This window comes from Pedobacter psychroterrae, from assembly GCF_004331695.1.
Classification (GTDB): Bacteria; Bacteroidota; Bacteroidia; order Sphingobacteriales; family Sphingobacteriaceae; genus Pedobacter; species Pedobacter psychroterrae.
On record NZ_SJSL01000002.1, the window covers coordinates 72247 to 90039 of the forward strand.

The window sequence follows — 17793 nt, forward strand, 5'->3', positions numbered from 1 at the left end:
AAGGCACAAAAAAAGAAGGTAGCCTTAGCTGGCTACCTTCTTTTTTTGTGTAGTATTTAAAAGTTAAGCTGCTTAGTTGGCAAGCTTAATTTCTACTCTTCTATTTTTTACTTTTCCTGCTTCTGTATCATTTGAAGTGATTGGCATAGATTCACCATACCCTTTAACTTCAAATTTGGAAGCGCTAAGTCCTGCATTTACTAAATAAGACTTAACAGAATTAGCCCTGTCTACTGATAACGACAAATTGCGTGCTGCAGTTCCTTCGGCAGATGAGTGACCGTTAAGGATAAATGAAGTAGACTGGTCTTTTTTCATCTCAGCAGCAGCTTTATCCAAAATAGGATATGCAGAAGTTTTTAGCACATCTGAGTTAAACTCAAACTGGATGTTTTGGAAGTTGAAATCAGGTTGTGCTACCGGTTCAGGTTTTGGTTCTTCTTTTACAGGTTCTTCTTTAACCGGTGGAGTTTCCTTTACAGCAGGAGGTGGAGTTGGTTTTGCAACAAGCTTTTTAGCTTTACAAGAATACATGGTTACCGAGAAAAGAGCGATAACAAATGCTAACAGATGGTGTTTTGTAATTTTCATTATTAGTTTGAATTGGTTTCTTTATTATGTGTCCACAAAAGAAATTAATTAAATTATAAAATACAAGTGCGAATGAATAATAATAACGAATATTATATCCACAATGTATATATAATGATAATTAATATGGAAAAACATTTTTATGCTCCTCAAATGAAATTAAGTACTGGTCATGAAAAGCCGACCTATTATCATGGAATTGCAATAATTGAGGTTTAGTTAAAATACCTTAGTGTATTTTTTACACTATTGAATCATTCTTCTTATATTTGGAGTATCAAAACGGTTAAAGCCGTTCTAAAAATGATTAGAACAGATAAATAATTTATCTTAAGACAAAGACCCGTTCATACAGGTTTATATTTGGTTAGAAAAAGGTGGTGCTTGGATGAGACTACCTTTTTTATTTTATATTTATCGCTATAAAGATATGTATATCATGACACAACTAACTAAACGTTCAAAAAGTAATCTCCTTATAGGATTTGGATGCTCACTCTTTATATTAATCATTAGTTCTATAGTATCCTATATTAGTATAAATCAGCTTTTGGATAGTCAGCAGGCGGTAGAACATACCACAGAGGTAGAGAATAATCTTAATAGTTTGATCTCCAGGATGAAAGATGCGGAGACAGGACAACGGGGGTTTCTGCTGACGGGTGATGAATCTTTTCTGGAGCCATATAATGGTGCAAAAGCTGAGGTAAATGTTTTTTTTAACCATGTACAGTTGCTAACCGTTGATAACCAATATCAGCAAAAGGATTTTCCACTACTTGAAAAGTTCATTGAAAGGAAATTTGACTTGATCGATCAATCAATTAATGATAAAAAACGCGGTATTCCACCAACAGTACCGGCACTGAGAGTTGGCAAAAAAACTATGGATTCAGTAAGATCTGTGGTTGCCGCAATGATCAGCAGAGAGAATCAGTTGCTGATATCAAGAAATGCAACAATGAATGAATTCGCTGCCTTTACACCAATCATGATTGGAATAGCGTCTTTACTTTCAATGGGAATAACCATTCTTTTTTATTTTAGAGTTAGTAAAGATGCCAGAATTGCAATAAACCTGCAGAAAGAGCTGAAGGATAAAGGAGAAAAAACAGCCAGGCAGATTGAAGTGATCGACGAAATTGCAAAAAAGATAGCAGGGGGAGATTATAGTGCGCTTATAGAAAAGACAGACTTGCAATAATTAATATAAGCGCTTTAATATTCGTTCAACATTCTTAGATTTACAGCTGATTTTACTTTAATTGTGATGAATACTAAACAGGCTTATAATATTTGGGCTGCAGAATACGATACCAAAGACAACAAAACAAGAGATATAGAAGCCCTGGCGTTAAAACTTTCCCTGGCAAGTATTCCTTTTAATAAAGTATTGGAAATAGGTTGCGGAACAGGGAAAAATACAGAATGGTTAATTGAAAAAGCAGCGTTGATTACAGCAGTTGATTTTTCTGAGCAAATGCTGGCAAGAGCTAAAGACAAGATTAATTCTAACAGGGTGCAGTTTAAACAGGCAGATATTACTTCACGCTGGAATTTCAGGGATGGATTGTATGACCTGGTTACCTTTAGCCTGGTCTTGGAGCACATAGACAATCTTGACTATGTATTTAATGAAGTTTCCAAATCACTGAATCCTAATGGGTATGTTTACATTGGTGAGTTGCATCCTTTTAAACAATATTATGGTATAAAAGCCAGATTTGAAACTGAAGAAGGCAGACAGGTAATTGATAGTTTTAACCACAATGTGTCGGACTTTATTCATGCTGGCAAAAAGCATGGTTTGAGCCTGGTATACCTGGATGAATATTTTGATGACAATGACAGAAGCCAGATTCCAAGAATTTTAACCATCTTGCTAAAAAAATCTTAATTCAGGTTATGAGAGCATTTTTACTTTTAGTTTTACTGGCAATTCCATTTCAAAGATCCATGGCACAAAAAGAGAAAAAGCAGACTGCGGTACTGAACCATATTGCGGTATATGTAGCAGATCTTCAAAAGGCTACTGATTTTTATCATGGCATATTTGATCTGGAGATCATTCCTGAACCTTTTAAAGATGGCAGACATACCTGGTTTACATTAGGGCCTGCCGGACAACTCCATTTAATCCAAGGTGCAAAGGCCAGTACCGTTCATGACAAAAATGAGCATTTGTGTTTTAGCGTACCATCTATAGAGACATTCATAAAGAAACTCAACTCAAAAAACATTAACTTTGAAGATTGGGGAGGCACCGCTAAGGGTATCACCAATAGAGCAGATGGCATAAAGCAGGTCTATTTTAAAGACCCCGATGGACATTGGCTGGAAGTAAATGATGACAAATAATTAATACAGGTGCGGATATTTGCATACATATTGGTGATCGTTGTACTAGTGCTAAATTTAGTGCCTTGTGCAGATACGCACGATATTAATAATGAAAATGTCAGCAGTTACTGTGCTGAGCAGCAAAGTTCACACAAACGCACAAGTGCAGATGCCTGCACGCCTTTCTGTCATTGTTCCTGCTGTGCCGCTTCTACAACTCTTAAAATGGGAGCGACTTTAAAAGCTCCGTTTCATTCTTTTAAAACTGCTGGTCTTTATTATATGGAAGACAGCTATTCTACCATCAGCCATATCATCTGGCAACCGCCTAAATTGGTATAATTCAGTAATTATTGTAAGCACTGTAGCATTCATGCAGTGACATTTTTCTGTATTATTCATTTTTAACAGGTTAAAAATTCATGTTAGATCATATAATTCGTTTTTCGATAAAGAATAAACTTTTCATAGGGGCCATGGTAATGATACTTATTGCCTGGGGGGTCTATTCGGTAAAACACCTGCCTATTGATGCCGTACCTGACATTACTAATAATCAGGTCCAGATCATTTCTCAAGCTCCAAGTCTCGGTACGCTGGAAGTAGAGCAGTTCATCACTGCGCCGGTAGAGCTGGCTATGGCCAACATCCCGAATGTGATTGAAAAGAGGTCGATATCCAGGTCCGGAATATCGGTGATTACAGTCGTGTTTGAAGATGAAACCGACATTTACTGGGCTAGGCAGCAGGTAGCAGCGCAACTTAAAGAAGCTGAATCCGATATTCCTAAAGGTATTGCACAACCGTCATTGGCGCCTATTACTACCGGACTAGGGGAGATTTATCAGTATGTATTGCATACCAGGAAGGGTTATGAAGATAGATATAGTGCTGCTGACCTTAGGACACTGCAGGATTGGATAGTCAAGACCCAACTGGCCGGAACAAAAGGCGTAGCAGAGGTTAGTGGTTGGGGGGGCTATGTAAAGCAATATGAAATAGCGCTTGACAATGACAAGCTAAACGCCAATGACGTCACAATCTCCCAAATTTACAAAGCGTTGGAAAATAACAATGAAAATACGGGAGGTTCCTATATAGAACAGCAAAGTAACGCATATGCCATAAGGGGCATAGGGCAGGTAAAGTCGCTGGATGATATTGAGAAAATAGTAGTGAAGAACGTTGGTGGCGTGCCCGTGTTGATTAGAGATGTGGGTACCGTACAGTTCGGCAGTGCCACCCGGTACGGTGCAGTAACGCGAAATGGTACTGGAGAGGTGGTGGCGGGAATCACGCTGATGCTCAAAGGTGAGAACTTTAACGAGGTGATAGCGAATGTAAAGGAGCGGATCGTGCAGATTCAAAAATCATTGCCTGAGGGTGTAGTGATAGAGCCATTTATAGACCGTACGGAGTTGGTTGGCCGTTCTATCAGCACAGTTCAGAAGAATCTGATAGAAGGGGCACTGATTGTGATCTTTGTGCTGCTGCTGTTGCTCGGTAACTGGCGGGCAGGATTGATCGTTGCCTCGGTTATTCCGTTGTCTATGTTGTTTGCTTTTGCGATGATGCGCTTGTTTGGTGTATCGGGCAACCTGATGAGTTTGGGGGCGATAGACTTCGGGCTTATTGTAGACGGTGCAGTGATCATTGTAGAAGCCATTGTTTTCAGGCTTACCGAAAGTAAGCTGTTTAAAGATAAGGCATTGCTAAATCAGCAGGAAATGGATAGTGAGGTATTTACAGCTGCTTCAAAGATCAGGGCAAGTGCCACTTTTGGAGAGATTATCATACTGATCGTTTACTTGCCTTTATTGTCGCTGGTGGGTATAGAAGGTAAAATGTTTAAGCCAATGGCACAGACTGTAGTGTTTGCCATCATTGGGGCATTTATACTTTCGCTGACATATGTGCCTATGGTGAGTGCATTGTTTTTGAGTAAGAGTACCATTCATAAACCAAATTTTTCTGATAAAATAATAGGATTTGTAAAAGGTGCCTACCTGCCTGCGCTGGAATGGATACTGCGGTTTAAGAAATTGGTTGTAGCAGCAGCATTGATATTGTTTATTTTTACGCTTTGGGTGTTCAGCAGAATGGGTGGTGAGTTTTTGCCCCAACTGGAAGAGGGAGACCTTGCTGTTGAGATTGCTATGGCACAGGGGACTTCACTGAGCCAGGTTGTGGAAACTTTTAGTAAAGCAGAAAAGATATTGAAAGATAAATTTCCTGAGGTAAAACAAGTAGTTACCCGGATAGGCAGCGCCGAGATTCCCACCGATCCCATGCCACTGGAACGGGGTGATATGATGGTTGCCATGCTTCCAAAAGACGAGTGGACCAGTGCCTCTACCAAGGAAGAAATGTCTGAAAAGATGGAAGCAGCACTGTCTGTACTGCCGGGTGTAAATGTAGAACTAACACAGCCTATGCAAATGCGGTTTAATGAGCTCATGACGGGTGTGAGGCAGGATGTAGCCATTAAGATCTACGGTGAAGACCTGGATGTGCTGACCCGTCAGGCTGCCAGAGTAGCACAACTGATAGCCCCGGTAGCTGGGGTGAGTGAGCCATTTGTAGAACAGGTGACCGGACTGCCGCAGGTGATGGTAGAATATGACCGCGATAAGATTGCGCAGTATGGATTGAGCATTTCGGAAATAAACAACATATTAAAAACAGCTTTTGCCGGTAGCGTAGCAGGGGTAGTTTTTGAGGGAGAGAAGCGTTTTGATATGGTGCTGCGCCTGCATCGCAATCTGAGAGAGAATATTTCCAGTATTGAAAACTTGTACATCCCCTTGCCTTCGGGAAATAAAGTGCCACTAAACCAAGTGGCTAAGGTGGAATTGAAAGAAGCTCCTGCCCAGATATCCAGAGAAGACGGAAAAAGAAGGATTTATGTAGGATTTAATGTCAAAGGCCGCGATGTGGAGCGAACTGTAGCGGAGATTGAACAGTTACTTGATGCACAATTAAAACTATCTCCGGGTTACTATATCACGTATGGTGGCCAGTTTCAAAACCTCAAAGAAGCAAAGAGCAGGCTGGCGATTGCGGTACCCTTTGCTATGCTGTTGATTTTGGGACTGCTCTATTTTACATTTCGTTCTTTTACGCAAACCATTTTAATTTTTACGGCAGTCCCTTTATCTGCCGTAGGTGGTGTTTTTGCTTTGCTGCTTAGAGACATGCCTTTCAGCATATCTGCAGGAGTAGGTTTCATTGCCCTGTTTGGGGTTTCAGTATTAAATGGAATTGTATTGATCTCTTATTTTAATCAGTTGAAAGAAGAGGGTATGTCAGATGTTTATGAAAGAGTGATAAAGGGTACGGGCGTAAGGCTAAGGCCGGTCATCATGACTGCTGCGGTCGCATCACTGGGCTTTTTGCCAATGGCATTGTCTGGCGGAGCGGGGGCAGAGGTTCAAAAGCCACTGGCTACAGTGGTAATTGGTGGGTTGCTGTCAGCTACGCTGCTTACCTTATTTGTATTGCCATGTTTGTATATCCTGGTTACTGGCCGCAGAAAAAGGTTAAGTGTGAGACCAGTAGTGGTGATATTGCTTTTATTGATAGGTATTTTTACACAGTTTGATGTCAGGGCGCAGCAGAAAGTAATTTCAGCAGATACGGCGATTGCGCTGGCGCTTAAAAACAATCTATTGATAAAGTCTTCAGAACTGGCCGTCAAACAGTCAAGATATCTGGAGAAATCGGCTTTCGATCCTGGCAAAACTAATTTTAACTTGTCTCAGGATCCAAGCAGTGGTGGTGGTAATGACAATTCGCTGGGGGTATCACAAAGTTTTGCCTGGCCAGGATTATACAAAAACCAGAAAAAGGTATATCAGGCACAGACAGATCTAATGCAAAAATCTGGTAATTATACCAAAGCTGAAGTAATCAGGGATACACGATTGGCTTATTATGGCTACCTGTTTAGCATGCATGCATTGAAGGTATTAAAACAGCAGGACAGTATTTATCAAAACTTTATAAAGAAATCTGAACTTAGGTTTAAGGTAGGTGAGACCTCCAACCTGGAACTGATCACTGCCAGAAATAAATATCAGGAAGTGCAGGCATTGAAACAGGCAGCAGTAGCAGATTTAAGAATGGAGTACCTGAACCTTAAACAGTTGATGAATATGGAAATGGAATTTACTGTGCAGGATAAAGCATTGCCACTGTTGCAGCCGGATGCTCATGAAGAAACCGATTCGGGTTCTCTTGCTGAAGTATACAAACAACAGATAGCTGTAGCGAAGGCTAAAATAGGACTGGAAAGGTCAAAGAAAATGCCTGATTTTACGATTGGCTATGCACAGCAGCTGGTGATCAGGTCTTTTGATCCGGCAAATCTGAACAGGGATTATACTCCGGGAACAAGAATTGCCGGCATACAGTTTGGCGTTGGTATACCCATCTTTAATAACGCAGGGCGGGCGAGAGTCAATAGTGAAAAAGTAGCCTTGCAGATAGCCGAAACAGACTACCTAAGAATGCGGCATCAGCTGAATATTCAGTATGAAAGGGAAATGCAAAATTATTTGAAACATAAAAGTATGGCAGATTACTATACTTCTGAGGGCTTAAAGCAGGCTGATGAACAGCTCCGTATTGCACAGATTTCCTATGATCTGGGCGAAATAGGTTACATCGAGTTTATACAAAATATGGCTTTGGCTGTACAGGGTAAACTTGCCTATCTTCAGGTTGTTCAGCAACTAAATGAATCAGTTATCCGCTTACAATTTTTAAAAGGAAATTAAAATGAATGGTATATATATTAAGAGAAGTTTAAATTTTTGTACAGGCCTTGCCTTTTTTATGTTAGTGCTTTCGGCCTGTGGTAGTGACAGCAAGCCCACTGAAGCAAAGACTGAGGAGGTTGGGCATGAAGATCATGAAGGGGGAATGGAACTGAGCATTGAACAAATAAAGGCTGTAGGGATTGAAATGGGGAGTATCGAAAAAAAGAATCTTACTGAAGTTGTCAAATCAAGCGGACAGCTCGCCGTTCCTCCTCAAAATGCTGCACAAATAAACGTGTTGTCGGGTGGTATAATCCGACAGATCAATGTAATTGAAGGTCAGCGTGTTAGTAAGGGTCAAGTATTGGTAACTGTAGAAAATCAGGATCTGATCAGGGTGCAGCAAGAATACCTTGCGGCTAAAAGCGGCTTCAGTTATGTAGAGGCAGAATATAGCCGCCAACAGCAGTTGAAGGCGGCTAATGCCGGAACAGGCAAATCACATCAGTTGGCTGAAGCAAATTATAACGCAGAACGTTCAAAGATAAAAGCGTTGGGCTACCAGCTGCAACAATACGGTATTTCGGTAAGCAAAGTAGCCTCCGGCAATATCACTACGCAAATGCCTGTAAGCGCACCGATAAACGGAACTATTGGAAAGATCAGTGCAGAAACAGGCTCCTATGCACAACCAGGGGTAGCTATCATGGATATTGTAGACAATTCGAAGATCCATGCCGATCTGATCGTATTTGAGAAAGATCTTTCTCAGATCAAGGTAGGACAGAAAGTTGATTTTCAGCTGACCAATCAAAAAAATGAACAAATTAGCGGAGAGATCTATGGAATCAATAAATCATTTGAAAATGACAGTAAAGGTGTAGTGGTGCATGTCGTGATTAAAAAGCCGGGGGCTAATCTGATTCCGGGAATGTACGTAACCGGATTGATCGGAGTAGGTAAGGTACTTAGCAGTGCGGTACCTGTTGATGCAGTAATACGTGCCGAAGCAAGATCCTTTATCTTTGTGGTAGATGAAACTGAAGAAAATGTACACGAAGAAGCGCATAGTGGTGGAAAAAGCATACATTTTAAAAAGATTGAGGTAAGTACTGGGGTGACCGAGCTTGGCTATATACAAGTTACTGCTTTAGAAAAATTACCTGCTGATGTAAAAGTTGTGACCAAAGGGGCCTTTTATCTGCAGTCTAAATCTTCAGGACCCTCAGAACATAGTCATTAATTGTGATAGCGGATACATAAATATGAGCATAAAACAACAAAATAACAACTGCTGCGCGGCAGAAGAACATACACATGATCATCAGCTGAAGGACCATGCTGATGACGACGGACATAATCATGGAGCAGAAGCACCTTCTGGCATGTTGGGACATTGGCCATTATTGACAGCATTGGCTATTATTGTTACAATGATGGTTTTGGAATATGGCTTCAACATTCATATTGACACCTTTGGTCAGCTTATAGTTTTTATTCCTGCTTATTTACTTGCCGGATATAATGTTTTGCAACTCGCATTTAAAAAAGCATTAAGGTTGGATTTCTTTAATGAGTTCTTTTTAATGAGTGTAGCCACTATTGGAGCATTTGCTATAGGATCTTATAGCGAAGGTGTCGCAGTAATGGTGTTTTATTCAATAGGAGAGTGGTTTCAGGACTCCGCAATAAGCAGTGCAAAAAGAAGCATTAAGGCCTTGCTGGATATCAGACCCGATAGTGTAGACTTGATCAGGGACGGAAAGATAGTTAATCTGAATCCTTCAGAGGTTAAAGTTGGCGAAATTATACAGGTAAAACCGGGAGAGAAAGTTGCACTGGATGGAGTGCTGACATCTGAAAATGCCACATTTAATACTGCTGCATTAACTGGAGAAAGTAAACCGGATAATAAGTATAGAGGTGAAACGGTACTTGCCGGAATGATTAATCTGAACAAATTGGCAGAATTAAAAGTCACTGCCCTTTTTAAGGATAGTAAGCTGAGTAAGATCCTTGAAATGGTGCAGGATGCTACTGCAAGAAAATCTCAAACCCAATTGTTTATCTCACGATTTGCTAAAGTATATACGCCCATAGTTTTTTTACTTGCGGTAATGGTTGTTGTTTTACCCTATTTTTTTATAGCAGATTATAATTTTAGTGATTGGCTGTACAGAGGTTTGGTGTTTCTGGTGATCAGCTGCCCTTGTGCACTCGTGGTTTCTATACCATTGGGGTATTTTGGAGGTATAGGACTGGCATCAAAAAATGGGATTTTATTTAAAGGTTCTAATTTTTTGGATGTGATTACTACAGTTAATATGGTAGTAATGGACAAAACGGGTACGCTTACAAAAGGTGTTTTTAATGTTCAGCAGGTTGTTGCTGCTGAAGGATACGATGAAAAAAAATTGGTAAAGTTTGCAGCTGCACTGGAAAGCAAATCTACACACCCGATTGCCCTTGCAATAAAACAATATGCCGGTAATGATATTTCAGAAGCAGGCATAGCGGATGTTGAAGAAATTGCAGGTCATGGATTAAAAGGCGTTATCGATGGAAAGAAAGTGCTTGCTGGCAATGCCCGGCTACTTAAGAAGTTTAATGTCGACTACGATAGCTTTATCGATGGGATTACTGATAGTGTGGTGGTTATTGCCATAGACAATGTATATGCGGGCTATATAACCATTGCTGACGAAGTAAAAGAAGATGCCAGACAAGCTATAGCTGACATGCATAAACTTAATATCAAAACGGTAATGCTAAGTGGCGACAAACAAAGTGTAGTGAGCGAAGTAGCTTCTTTTCTGAGTATCGATAAGGCATTTGGAGATTTATTGCCTGAGGATAAAGTTCAAAAGGTGCAGGAGCTGAAGGATAAGGGGTTAAAAATTGCTTTTATTGGCGATGGTGTAAATGACGCACCCGTAGTGGCGCTGGCGGATGCAGGGATTGCTATGGGTGGGTTAGGCAGCGATGCCACTATTGAAACTGCCGACATTGTGATACAGAATGACCAACCGTCAAAAATTGTAACTGCTATTAAGATTGGCAAAATCACGAGAAGCATTGTGTGGCAGAACATTTCACTTGCGATGATCGTAAAGCTAGCAGTTCTTATTTTAGGTGCCGGAGGCGTAGCCACATTGTGGGAAGCAGTGATCGCAGATGTTGGGGTGGCGCTGCTCGCTATTTTGAATGCAGTGCGAATTCAGAAGATCAGATTCTGATGAACTTTCGTCTTAGTTTTATTATTTCAAAGATAGTAAGGGAAATATTGTAAAAATTGTGCAAAGGTTTGTTTAACTAATTAAAGTGGCTTTTTGTTTATTTTTTAAAGTTTGAACTAAGAATTTTCGATTGGCTCTTAGGTTTTTATGTGAGAAAATTAGTAAGTTAGAGTAACGCATTGAAACCAAATATTATAATGACCTATGAAATTTTTCCGTAACAAGAAGTTAATTGTTCTGCTTGTACTTTTGGGGGTAGTCGTTTTGTGTTCATTACTGATGTCCTATGATAAAAAGGTAGATTTCAATACCGAGGTAAAGCCCATCATCAATAAGAAATGTATTTCCTGTCACGGAGGTGTGAAAAAGCAGGGTGGGTTCAGCTTGTTATTTCATGAAGAAGCTATTGCCTCTACAAAAAGTGGTAAGCCGGCCATTATTCCTGGAGATCCTGATGGGAGTGAGCTCATAAAACGTTTACAGAGCAAAGATCCGGAGGAACGTATGCCTTACAAGCACGAAGCTTTAAATGCTGATGAGATTGATATTTTTAAACGCTGGATAAAGCAGGGCGCAAAATGGGGTGATCATTGGGCTTATCTCCCTGTTAAGGAGGTAGAAATACCAGATACAGAGAGTGACTGGGCAAAGACTGATATTGATAAGTTCATTCTTGAAAAGCTCGGTGAACAAGATCTAAATCCATCTGTTGAGGCAGACAGGCCTACTTTATTAAGAAGAGCCAGTCTTGATCTGATTGGTATGGCGCCATCTAAAAAAATAGCTGAACAGTATTTAAATGCTAAGGACGGGGATCAGGCATACGGAATTTTAATAGATTCTTTACTGGCCTCCCGGCGTTTTGGAGAAAAATGGGCATCCATGTGGTTAGATGTTGCCAGGTATGCAGATACTAAAGGATATGAAGCTGATTTTGGCAGAAATATCTGGCAGTACCGTGATTGGGTCATCCGGGCATTCAATGACGACAAACCTTATAACGAGTTTATTACTGAACAAATAGCTGGAGATTTTTTTGTAAATCCAACGGATGAACAGTATATCGCCACAGCGTTTCAAAGGAATACCATGACAAATGACGAGGGAGGTACTAATAATGAAGAGTTTAGGGTTGCCGCAGTGCTGGATCGTGTAAATACAACATGGGAAGGCCTATTGAGTACTACGTTTGCATGTGTGCAATGCCATAGTCATCCCTACGATCCTTTTAAACATGATGAGTTTTACAAGTTTATGGCCTACTTTAACAATACAAGGGATGAGGATATTTCATCTGAATATCCCTTGCTAAGGCAATATGACGATTCTTTACAACTAAAGCTAACTTCTTTAATAGCCTGGGTGAAAACTAACGCATCAGAAGAGAAAGCAAAAGAAATCCATAAGTTTTTAAAAACGGGACAGCCGGTTATCAATTCTATTGTAGCAGATAGCATGGTTAATGCCATTATTGGGAATAACAATATCGCACTCTTTTTTAAAAATAATGCGATAGCGAGAATACCTCAGGTAAATCTCAGTAATGTGGATCAGCTGATCTACAGATATTCTTCCGGTAAGCCCGGAGGAAGTATGCAATTGAGATTGGATAAGCCTGATGGACAGGTTATAGCCTCTTGGAAAGTACCTGAAGGCCCTCAATACCGTAACCTGCCTGTGGATTTTAAACCCCAAAAAGGAGTGCATGATGTTTATTTGAGTTACACTAACGCTACAGTTACCAACAAGGATGAGATCATCGTGTATTTTGACTGGTTCCGTTTTTCGCAGCAGTTTCCAGGTAAAGGGAAGCTGGGCTATGAAGAAAATAAAACACTGTTTTGGACATTATTGGAGGCAAATGTTCAATCTATACCGATAATGGTAGAAAATCCATCCGACCGACAGCGTAAAACATTTGTATTTAAGCGTGGTGCCTGGACCTCGCATGGTGCAGAAGTACAGGTAGGAGTACCTAAAACTTTAGCCTATGCCATGCCTGCCAATGCGCCCAAAAATAGAATGGGACTTGCTATGTGGCTAACGGACAAAAGAAACCCACTATTGGCCAGAACTATGGCAAACAGACTTTGGGAGCAATTATTTGGAACCGGTATTGTTGAAACCCTTGAAGATATGGGGACACAGGGGATGAACCCAACGCACAAAGAGTTGTTAGATCACCTATCGTGGCAGTTGATGAACGATTACAAATGGAGTATGAAAAGGCTGATCAGAGAAATGGTGATGAGTGCTACATACAAGCAGGATTCAAAGGTTACTGAAGAAGCAAAAGAGAAAGACCTGTTCAACAAGTTCTATGCACGCGGGCCAAGAATCAGATTGAGTGCGGAACAGGTACGAGATCAGCATCTTTCGGTAAGTGGAATATTGAGTACTAAGATGTATGGGCCTGGTGTAATGCCATGGCAGCCAGCTGGTATTTGGAATTCGCCATATAACGGCGCTACATGGAATAGCTCTGCCGGTGAGGATCAGTTCAGACGCGCCATCTATACCTATTGGAAAAGAACTGCCCCTTATCCGTCAATGATTGCTTTTGACGGGGCACAGCGGGTAGTGTGCAGTCCGAGAAGAATTAGGACGAACACACCTTTACAAGCCCTCGTTACGCTTAATGATTCTGTGTACATAGACATAGCAAAATATTTTGCCCTCAGAATGAAAAAGGAAGGGGGAACAGGAGTGAAAGAGCAGATAGCCAAAGGATATGAATGGATGATGTATAAACCTATTTCGGGTGCTAAACTTAAGATCTTGGACAACCTTTACCGGACTGCATTAAATGATTATAAAATACATCCTGATAAAGCCAAACAGATACTCGGGGGACAGCTGACAGATAAATATCCGGAAACAGCCGCTTTGGTAATAGTGGCCAATGCAATGTTAAACCTGGATGAAGCGGTAACTAAAAACTAATTGTAATGACAAGAGATGAATTGAATGCATATCGGTTGGTGAAGGAAGCTCAGGAAACAGAACTCAGGGCCTTTACCCGCAGACATTTTTTGAAAGAAAGCGCAATGGGACTTGGAGCCGTGGCAATGGGTGCATTACTGGGGAGCTGCGGACTTGGTGGTAAAAGCAACAATGATATACTGTATGATCCCGCACACCCATTGTTGCCAAAATCGCCTCCGTTTTTAGGAAAAGCTAAAAGTGTTATTTACCTGCATATGGCAGGTGCGCCTTCTCAACTGGAGCTCTTCGATTACAAACCGGAACTCATGAAAATGGATGGACAGGATTGTCCGCAATCTCTATTGGCAGGAAAGAAATTTGCTTTTATAACAGGGGTGCCAAAGATGCTTGGTCCGCAGGCGAAGTTTGCGCAGCATGGTGAAAGCCGAGCATGGATCAGTGAAAACCTTCCTCATTTTTCTACCATGGCAGATGAGGTAAGTTTTTTAAAGGCAGTATCTACTGATCAGTTTAATCATGCACCTGCGCAATTGCTGATTCATACAGGTAGTCCGCGTCTGGGAAGACCAAGCATGGGTAGTTGGGCTACTTACGGACTTGGTACTGAAAATCAGAACCTGCCTGGGTTTGTTGTGCTTACCAGTGGGGGAAGTTTTCCTGATGCTGGTAAAAGTATATGGGGGAGCGGATTTCTTCCTTCTGTATATCAGGGTGTACAATGCAGGAGCGAAGGCGACCCGGTGTTATTTATTAAAGACCCTCATGGAATGAGCCGGGATTTGCGAAAGGCATCAATAGATGCAATTAATAAAGCTAACGAGCTGGAATATGCAACTTATAACGATCCGGAGATATTATCCCGTATTTCCCAATATGAAATGGCGTACCGCATGCAGATCTCGGCACCCGAAGTGATGAATATCAATGATGAACCTGAATACATCCATGAAATGTATGGCACACAGCCGGGTAAATCATGTTTTGCCAATAACGTATTACTGGCACGTAAGCTGGTGGAAAAAGGTGTCAGGTATGTGCAATTGTTTGACTGGGGATGGGATGCGCATGGTGACGGGCCGAATAATTCTTTAAATATTGGCCTGAAAAATAAGTGCCGCAGTATTGATAAGCCAATCACAGCTTTATTATTGGATTTGAAGCAACGTGGTTTGCTTGAAGAAACGCTGGTAGTTTGGGGCGGAGAATTTGGTCGTACGCCAATGATGGAGAACCGTAATGGTGTTCAAAATCCTTATAATGGGAGGGATCACCATACAGATGCCTTTACTATCTGGATGGCTGGAGGAGGCATTAAAAAAGGGTATACGCATGGCGAAACTGATGAAATTGGATATAGTGGCATAAGTGGTAAGGTAGATGCTTTTGACATACAGGCAACTATATTAAATCAGCTCGGTTTTGACCATGAGAAATTTACATATCCTTTTCAGGGAAGGCCATTCCGTCTTACTGATGTGGGAGGTAAGATTATACATGATATTATTGCTTAATTCATTTTACTTAGAGAACTTTTACCGCAAATATAATGCAGCAAAACAGACGACATTTTTTAAAAACTACAGCTACAGTAACCGCGGCGGGATTGTTCATTCCACTGAGTGAAGTTGCCGCACAGGAAATGGAATATACAAAAGCAAAGGCAGGCTATGAATTGCTATTTATGGCTACCGATTGGGGCTTTGATGGCACAGTCGATGAATTTTGTGAAGCGGCAAAGAAAGAAGGATATGAAGGTATTGAGACCTGGTGGCCGGCTGATAACAGTAAAGCGCAGGGAGATTTGTTTGCCGCATTAAAGAAACATGATCTGCAGGTAGGGTTTCTTTGCGGGGGAAGTCAAAGCGATGTAACAGCGCACTTAAATATCTTTAAGAAGAACCTGGATGCCGCAACGGCCAATGATTTTCAAAAGCCTGTTTACATTAACTGTCATTCTGGTAAAGACTACTTTAATTACGATCAAAATAAGCTGTTCATAGATTATACTACAAAAAAAAGTAAGGAAACAGGTATTCCCATTTACCATGAAACACATCGTGGCCGGATGCTTTATTCTGCCCCGATAACGAGAAATTTTATAGAAAACAATCCTGATTTAAGACTAACCTTAGATATATCTCACTGGTGCGTCGTGCACGAAAGTTTGCTGGCAGATCAAAAAGATACGATCGATATGATTTTGGAAAAGGTAAGCCATATCCATTCAAGGGTAGGGCATCCTCAGGGTGCACAGGTTAATGACCCCAGAGCGCCTGAATGGGAAGGAGCCATTAAAGCACACGTTGCATGGTGGGATAGCGTAATAGCGCGCAAGAAGCTGAAAGGAGAAAGAATGACCATTCTGACAGAATTTGGCCCGCCCGATTATTTACAAACATTGCCCTACACCAGGCAACCTGTGGCAGACCAATGGGCGATAAATGTTTATATGATGAACTTGCTGCGTAAGCGTTATCAATTGTAGGGAATGACATTACTATCGATTTGGGATTTTACGGGTCGGCTTCACCCTGTTTTGGTTCATTTGCCAATAGGTATTTTGTTATTGGGCTGCCTTTTTCAGTTGCTTACAATAAATGCTAAATTTTCAGCACTTCGTCCGGCAATACCTTTAATTTATTTGCTGGGTGGATTAGGTGCTGTTTTTTCTTCGATCAGTGGCTACCTTTTATCCTTAAGCGGAGATTACGATGGAGATATGGTTGGGATACATCAATGGCTGGGCATAAGTGTGTCGATAGTTTCGTTGAGCGTTTATGCAATGTGCAGAACAAAAATAAAAGAGACACTTCTGAATTTCACAGCTATATTTTTAATTGTGCTGATTACACTTACCGGTCATTATGGTGGTTCACTTACGCACGGGGCGGATTATCTCAGCGCTGCATTAAAAGATAATGGAAAAGGAAAAGCCGCAATCCCAGCAATAGTCAATGTGCAGCAAGCAGTAGCATATACCCATATGATCCAGCCCCTATTGCAGAACCGGTGTTATAATTGCCATGGTGCTGAAAAGCAAAAGGGAAAATTAAGGTTAGATGGCAAGGATTTGATAATTAAGGGTGGAGAAGATGGTAAAACGCTGGTGCCAGGAAGTGCCGAAGAAAGTGAGCTGATAAAAAGATTGCTTTTGCCACCATCTAATGAAGATCATATGCCTCCTAAAGAAAAACCACAACTTACACCAGAGGAAATAGAACTGTTGAAATGGTGGGTAAATCAGGGGGCTGACTTTAATAGAAAAGTACAGGATTTAAAACAGTCAGAAAAAGAAAAAGTGGTTTTGTTAAGTTTTCAAACCGGTACAGAAAGAAAAGAACATAAACAGGAAGAGATTCCAGCGGGGAAGGTTACCAAAGCGGATGCTACAGCTATTGAAAAACTTAAAAAGGCCGGCGTCGTAGTTATACCTGTATTAAGCACGAGCAATTACCTTTCAGCCAGCTTTGTTACTGCAAAAGCCAGCCCGGAAGTATTAAAGCTCCTGGAGCCATTGAAAAAACAACTGGTTTGGCTAAATCTTGCCAATACAGGGCTGAATGATGAGGATATGCAAACGATCTCGAAGTTGGATAATTTGATCCGGATTAATTTAAGCAGAACTAGCATCACAGATCAAGGACTTGCGTTACTTAAAGGAATTGTTCATTTGCAATACATCAACCTGGTAGGCACTAAAATTACCACTTCCGGTGTGGGGCAGTTGAGCGTATTAAAGAAATTGAACAGTATTTATCTATATCAGACAGGTATAGGCAGGGCAGATGAAGTAAAACTAATAAGGATGTTTGGTAAGCTGGTAAATCTGGATTTTGGCGGTTATGTTGTACCTACGCTGGAGAAAGATACTATCGAGGTAAAACCTCTTTAAATAGAAAAGCTGCTTCTGAAAATCATCT

Annotated in this window: 12 protein-coding genes; 11 read left to right on the forward strand and 1 reads right to left on the reverse strand. The window is 40.9% G+C overall.

Going from position 1 to position 17793, the window contains the following annotated elements:
* Nucleotides 1-72: 72 nt before the first annotated feature.
* Nucleotides 73-591: an OmpA family protein gene (locus EZ437_RS08650; RefSeq protein ID WP_131595342.1), complete on the reverse strand. Its 519-nt coding sequence runs from the start codon at nt 589-591 to the stop codon at nt 73-75.
* 550 nt (nt 592-1141) lie between these two features.
* On the opposite strand from EZ437_RS08650, the gene EZ437_RS08655 reads away from it, so the two are divergent.
* The 11 genes from EZ437_RS08655 to EZ437_RS08705 all read left to right on the forward strand — a co-directional run bounded on the left by EZ437_RS08655 (nt 1142) and on the right by EZ437_RS08705 (nt 17765).
* Nucleotides 1142-1795, forward strand: a complete 654-nt coding sequence (locus tag EZ437_RS08655; protein ID WP_165500374.1) for a CHASE3 domain-containing protein — start codon at nt 1142-1144, stop codon at nt 1793-1795.
* Between the two features lie 66 nt (nt 1796-1861).
* Complete coding sequence (locus EZ437_RS08660; protein ID WP_131595346.1) at nt 1862-2488, forward strand: class I SAM-dependent methyltransferase; 627 nt, start codon at nt 1862-1864, stop codon at nt 2486-2488.
* Between the two features lie 8 nt (nt 2489-2496).
* A complete protein-coding gene (locus EZ437_RS08665; protein ID WP_225869535.1) occupies nt 2497-2949 on the forward strand; it encodes a VOC family protein in 453 nt (150 codons plus the stop codon).
* Nucleotides 2950-2958: 9 nt separating this feature from the next.
* Complete coding sequence (locus tag EZ437_RS08670; protein WP_131595348.1) at nt 2959-3273, forward strand: DUF6660 family protein; 315 nt, start codon at nt 2959-2961, stop codon at nt 3271-3273.
* Nucleotides 3274-3353: 80 nt separating this feature from the next.
* On the forward strand, nt 3354-7709 hold the full coding sequence (locus tag EZ437_RS08675) for a CusA/CzcA family heavy metal efflux RND transporter (RefSeq protein WP_131595350.1): 4356 nt from the start codon (nt 3354-3356) through the stop codon (nt 7707-7709).
* Between the two features lies 1 nt (nt 7710).
* A complete protein-coding gene (locus EZ437_RS08680; RefSeq protein ID WP_131595352.1) occupies nt 7711-8934 on the forward strand; it encodes an efflux RND transporter periplasmic adaptor subunit in 1224 nt (407 codons plus the stop codon).
* A gap of 22 nt (nt 8935-8956) precedes the next feature.
* Nucleotides 8957-10927, forward strand: coding sequence for a heavy metal translocating P-type ATPase (locus EZ437_RS08685; RefSeq protein ID WP_131595354.1), 1971 nt, complete (start codon nt 8957-8959; stop codon nt 10925-10927).
* Nucleotides 10928-11131: 204 nt separating this feature from the next.
* Nucleotides 11132-13870, forward strand: coding sequence for a DUF1553 domain-containing protein (locus EZ437_RS08690; protein ID WP_131595356.1), 2739 nt, complete (start codon nt 11132-11134; stop codon nt 13868-13870).
* Between the two features lie 5 nt (nt 13871-13875).
* The gene (locus EZ437_RS08695; protein WP_131595358.1) at nt 13876-15384 is read left to right on the forward strand and encodes a DUF1501 domain-containing protein; all 1509 of its coding nucleotides are present in this window, start codon (nt 13876-13878) and stop codon (nt 15382-15384) included.
* Nucleotides 15385-15419: 35 nt separating this feature from the next.
* Nucleotides 15420-16358 (forward strand): sugar phosphate isomerase/epimerase family protein, encoded by a 939-nt coding sequence (locus EZ437_RS08700; protein ID WP_131595360.1) that lies wholly within the window; start codon nt 15420-15422, stop codon nt 16356-16358.
* Nucleotides 16359-16361: 3 nt separating this feature from the next.
* Nucleotides 16362-17765, forward strand: a complete 1404-nt coding sequence (locus tag EZ437_RS08705) for a c-type cytochrome domain-containing protein (protein ID WP_131595362.1) — start codon at nt 16362-16364, stop codon at nt 17763-17765.
* Nucleotides 17766-17793: the final 28 nt, after the last annotated feature.

Bases quoted from the DNA above. Each gene is read 5' to 3' on its own strand.
- EZ437_RS08650 (WP_131595342.1), bottom strand. From the start codon at position 591: ATGAAAATTACAAAACACCATCTGTTAGCATTTGTTATCGCTCTTTTC.
- EZ437_RS08660 (WP_131595346.1), top strand. From the start codon at position 1,862: ATGAATACTAAACAGGCTTATAATATTTGGGCTGCAGAATACGATACC.
- EZ437_RS08665 (WP_225869535.1), top strand. From the start codon at position 2,497: ATGAGAGCATTTTTACTTTTAGTTTTACTGGCAATTCCATTTCAAAGA.
- EZ437_RS08675 (WP_131595350.1), top strand. From the start codon at position 3,354: ATGTTAGATCATATAATTCGTTTTTCGATAAAGAATAAACTTTTCATA.
- EZ437_RS08680 (WP_131595352.1), top strand. From the start codon at position 7,711: ATGAATGGTATATATATTAAGAGAAGTTTAAATTTTTGTACAGGCCTT.
- EZ437_RS08685 (WP_131595354.1), top strand. From the start codon at position 8,957: ATGAGCATAAAACAACAAAATAACAACTGCTGCGCGGCAGAAGAACAT.
- EZ437_RS08690 (WP_131595356.1), top strand. From the start codon at position 11,132: ATGAAATTTTTCCGTAACAAGAAGTTAATTGTTCTGCTTGTACTTTTG.
- EZ437_RS08695 (WP_131595358.1), top strand. From the start codon at position 13,876: ATGACAAGAGATGAATTGAATGCATATCGGTTGGTGAAGGAAGCTCAG.
- EZ437_RS08700 (WP_131595360.1), top strand. From the start codon at position 15,420: ATGCAGCAAAACAGACGACATTTTTTAAAAACTACAGCTACAGTAACC.
- EZ437_RS08705 (WP_131595362.1), top strand. From the start codon at position 16,362: ATGACATTACTATCGATTTGGGATTTTACGGGTCGGCTTCACCCTGTT.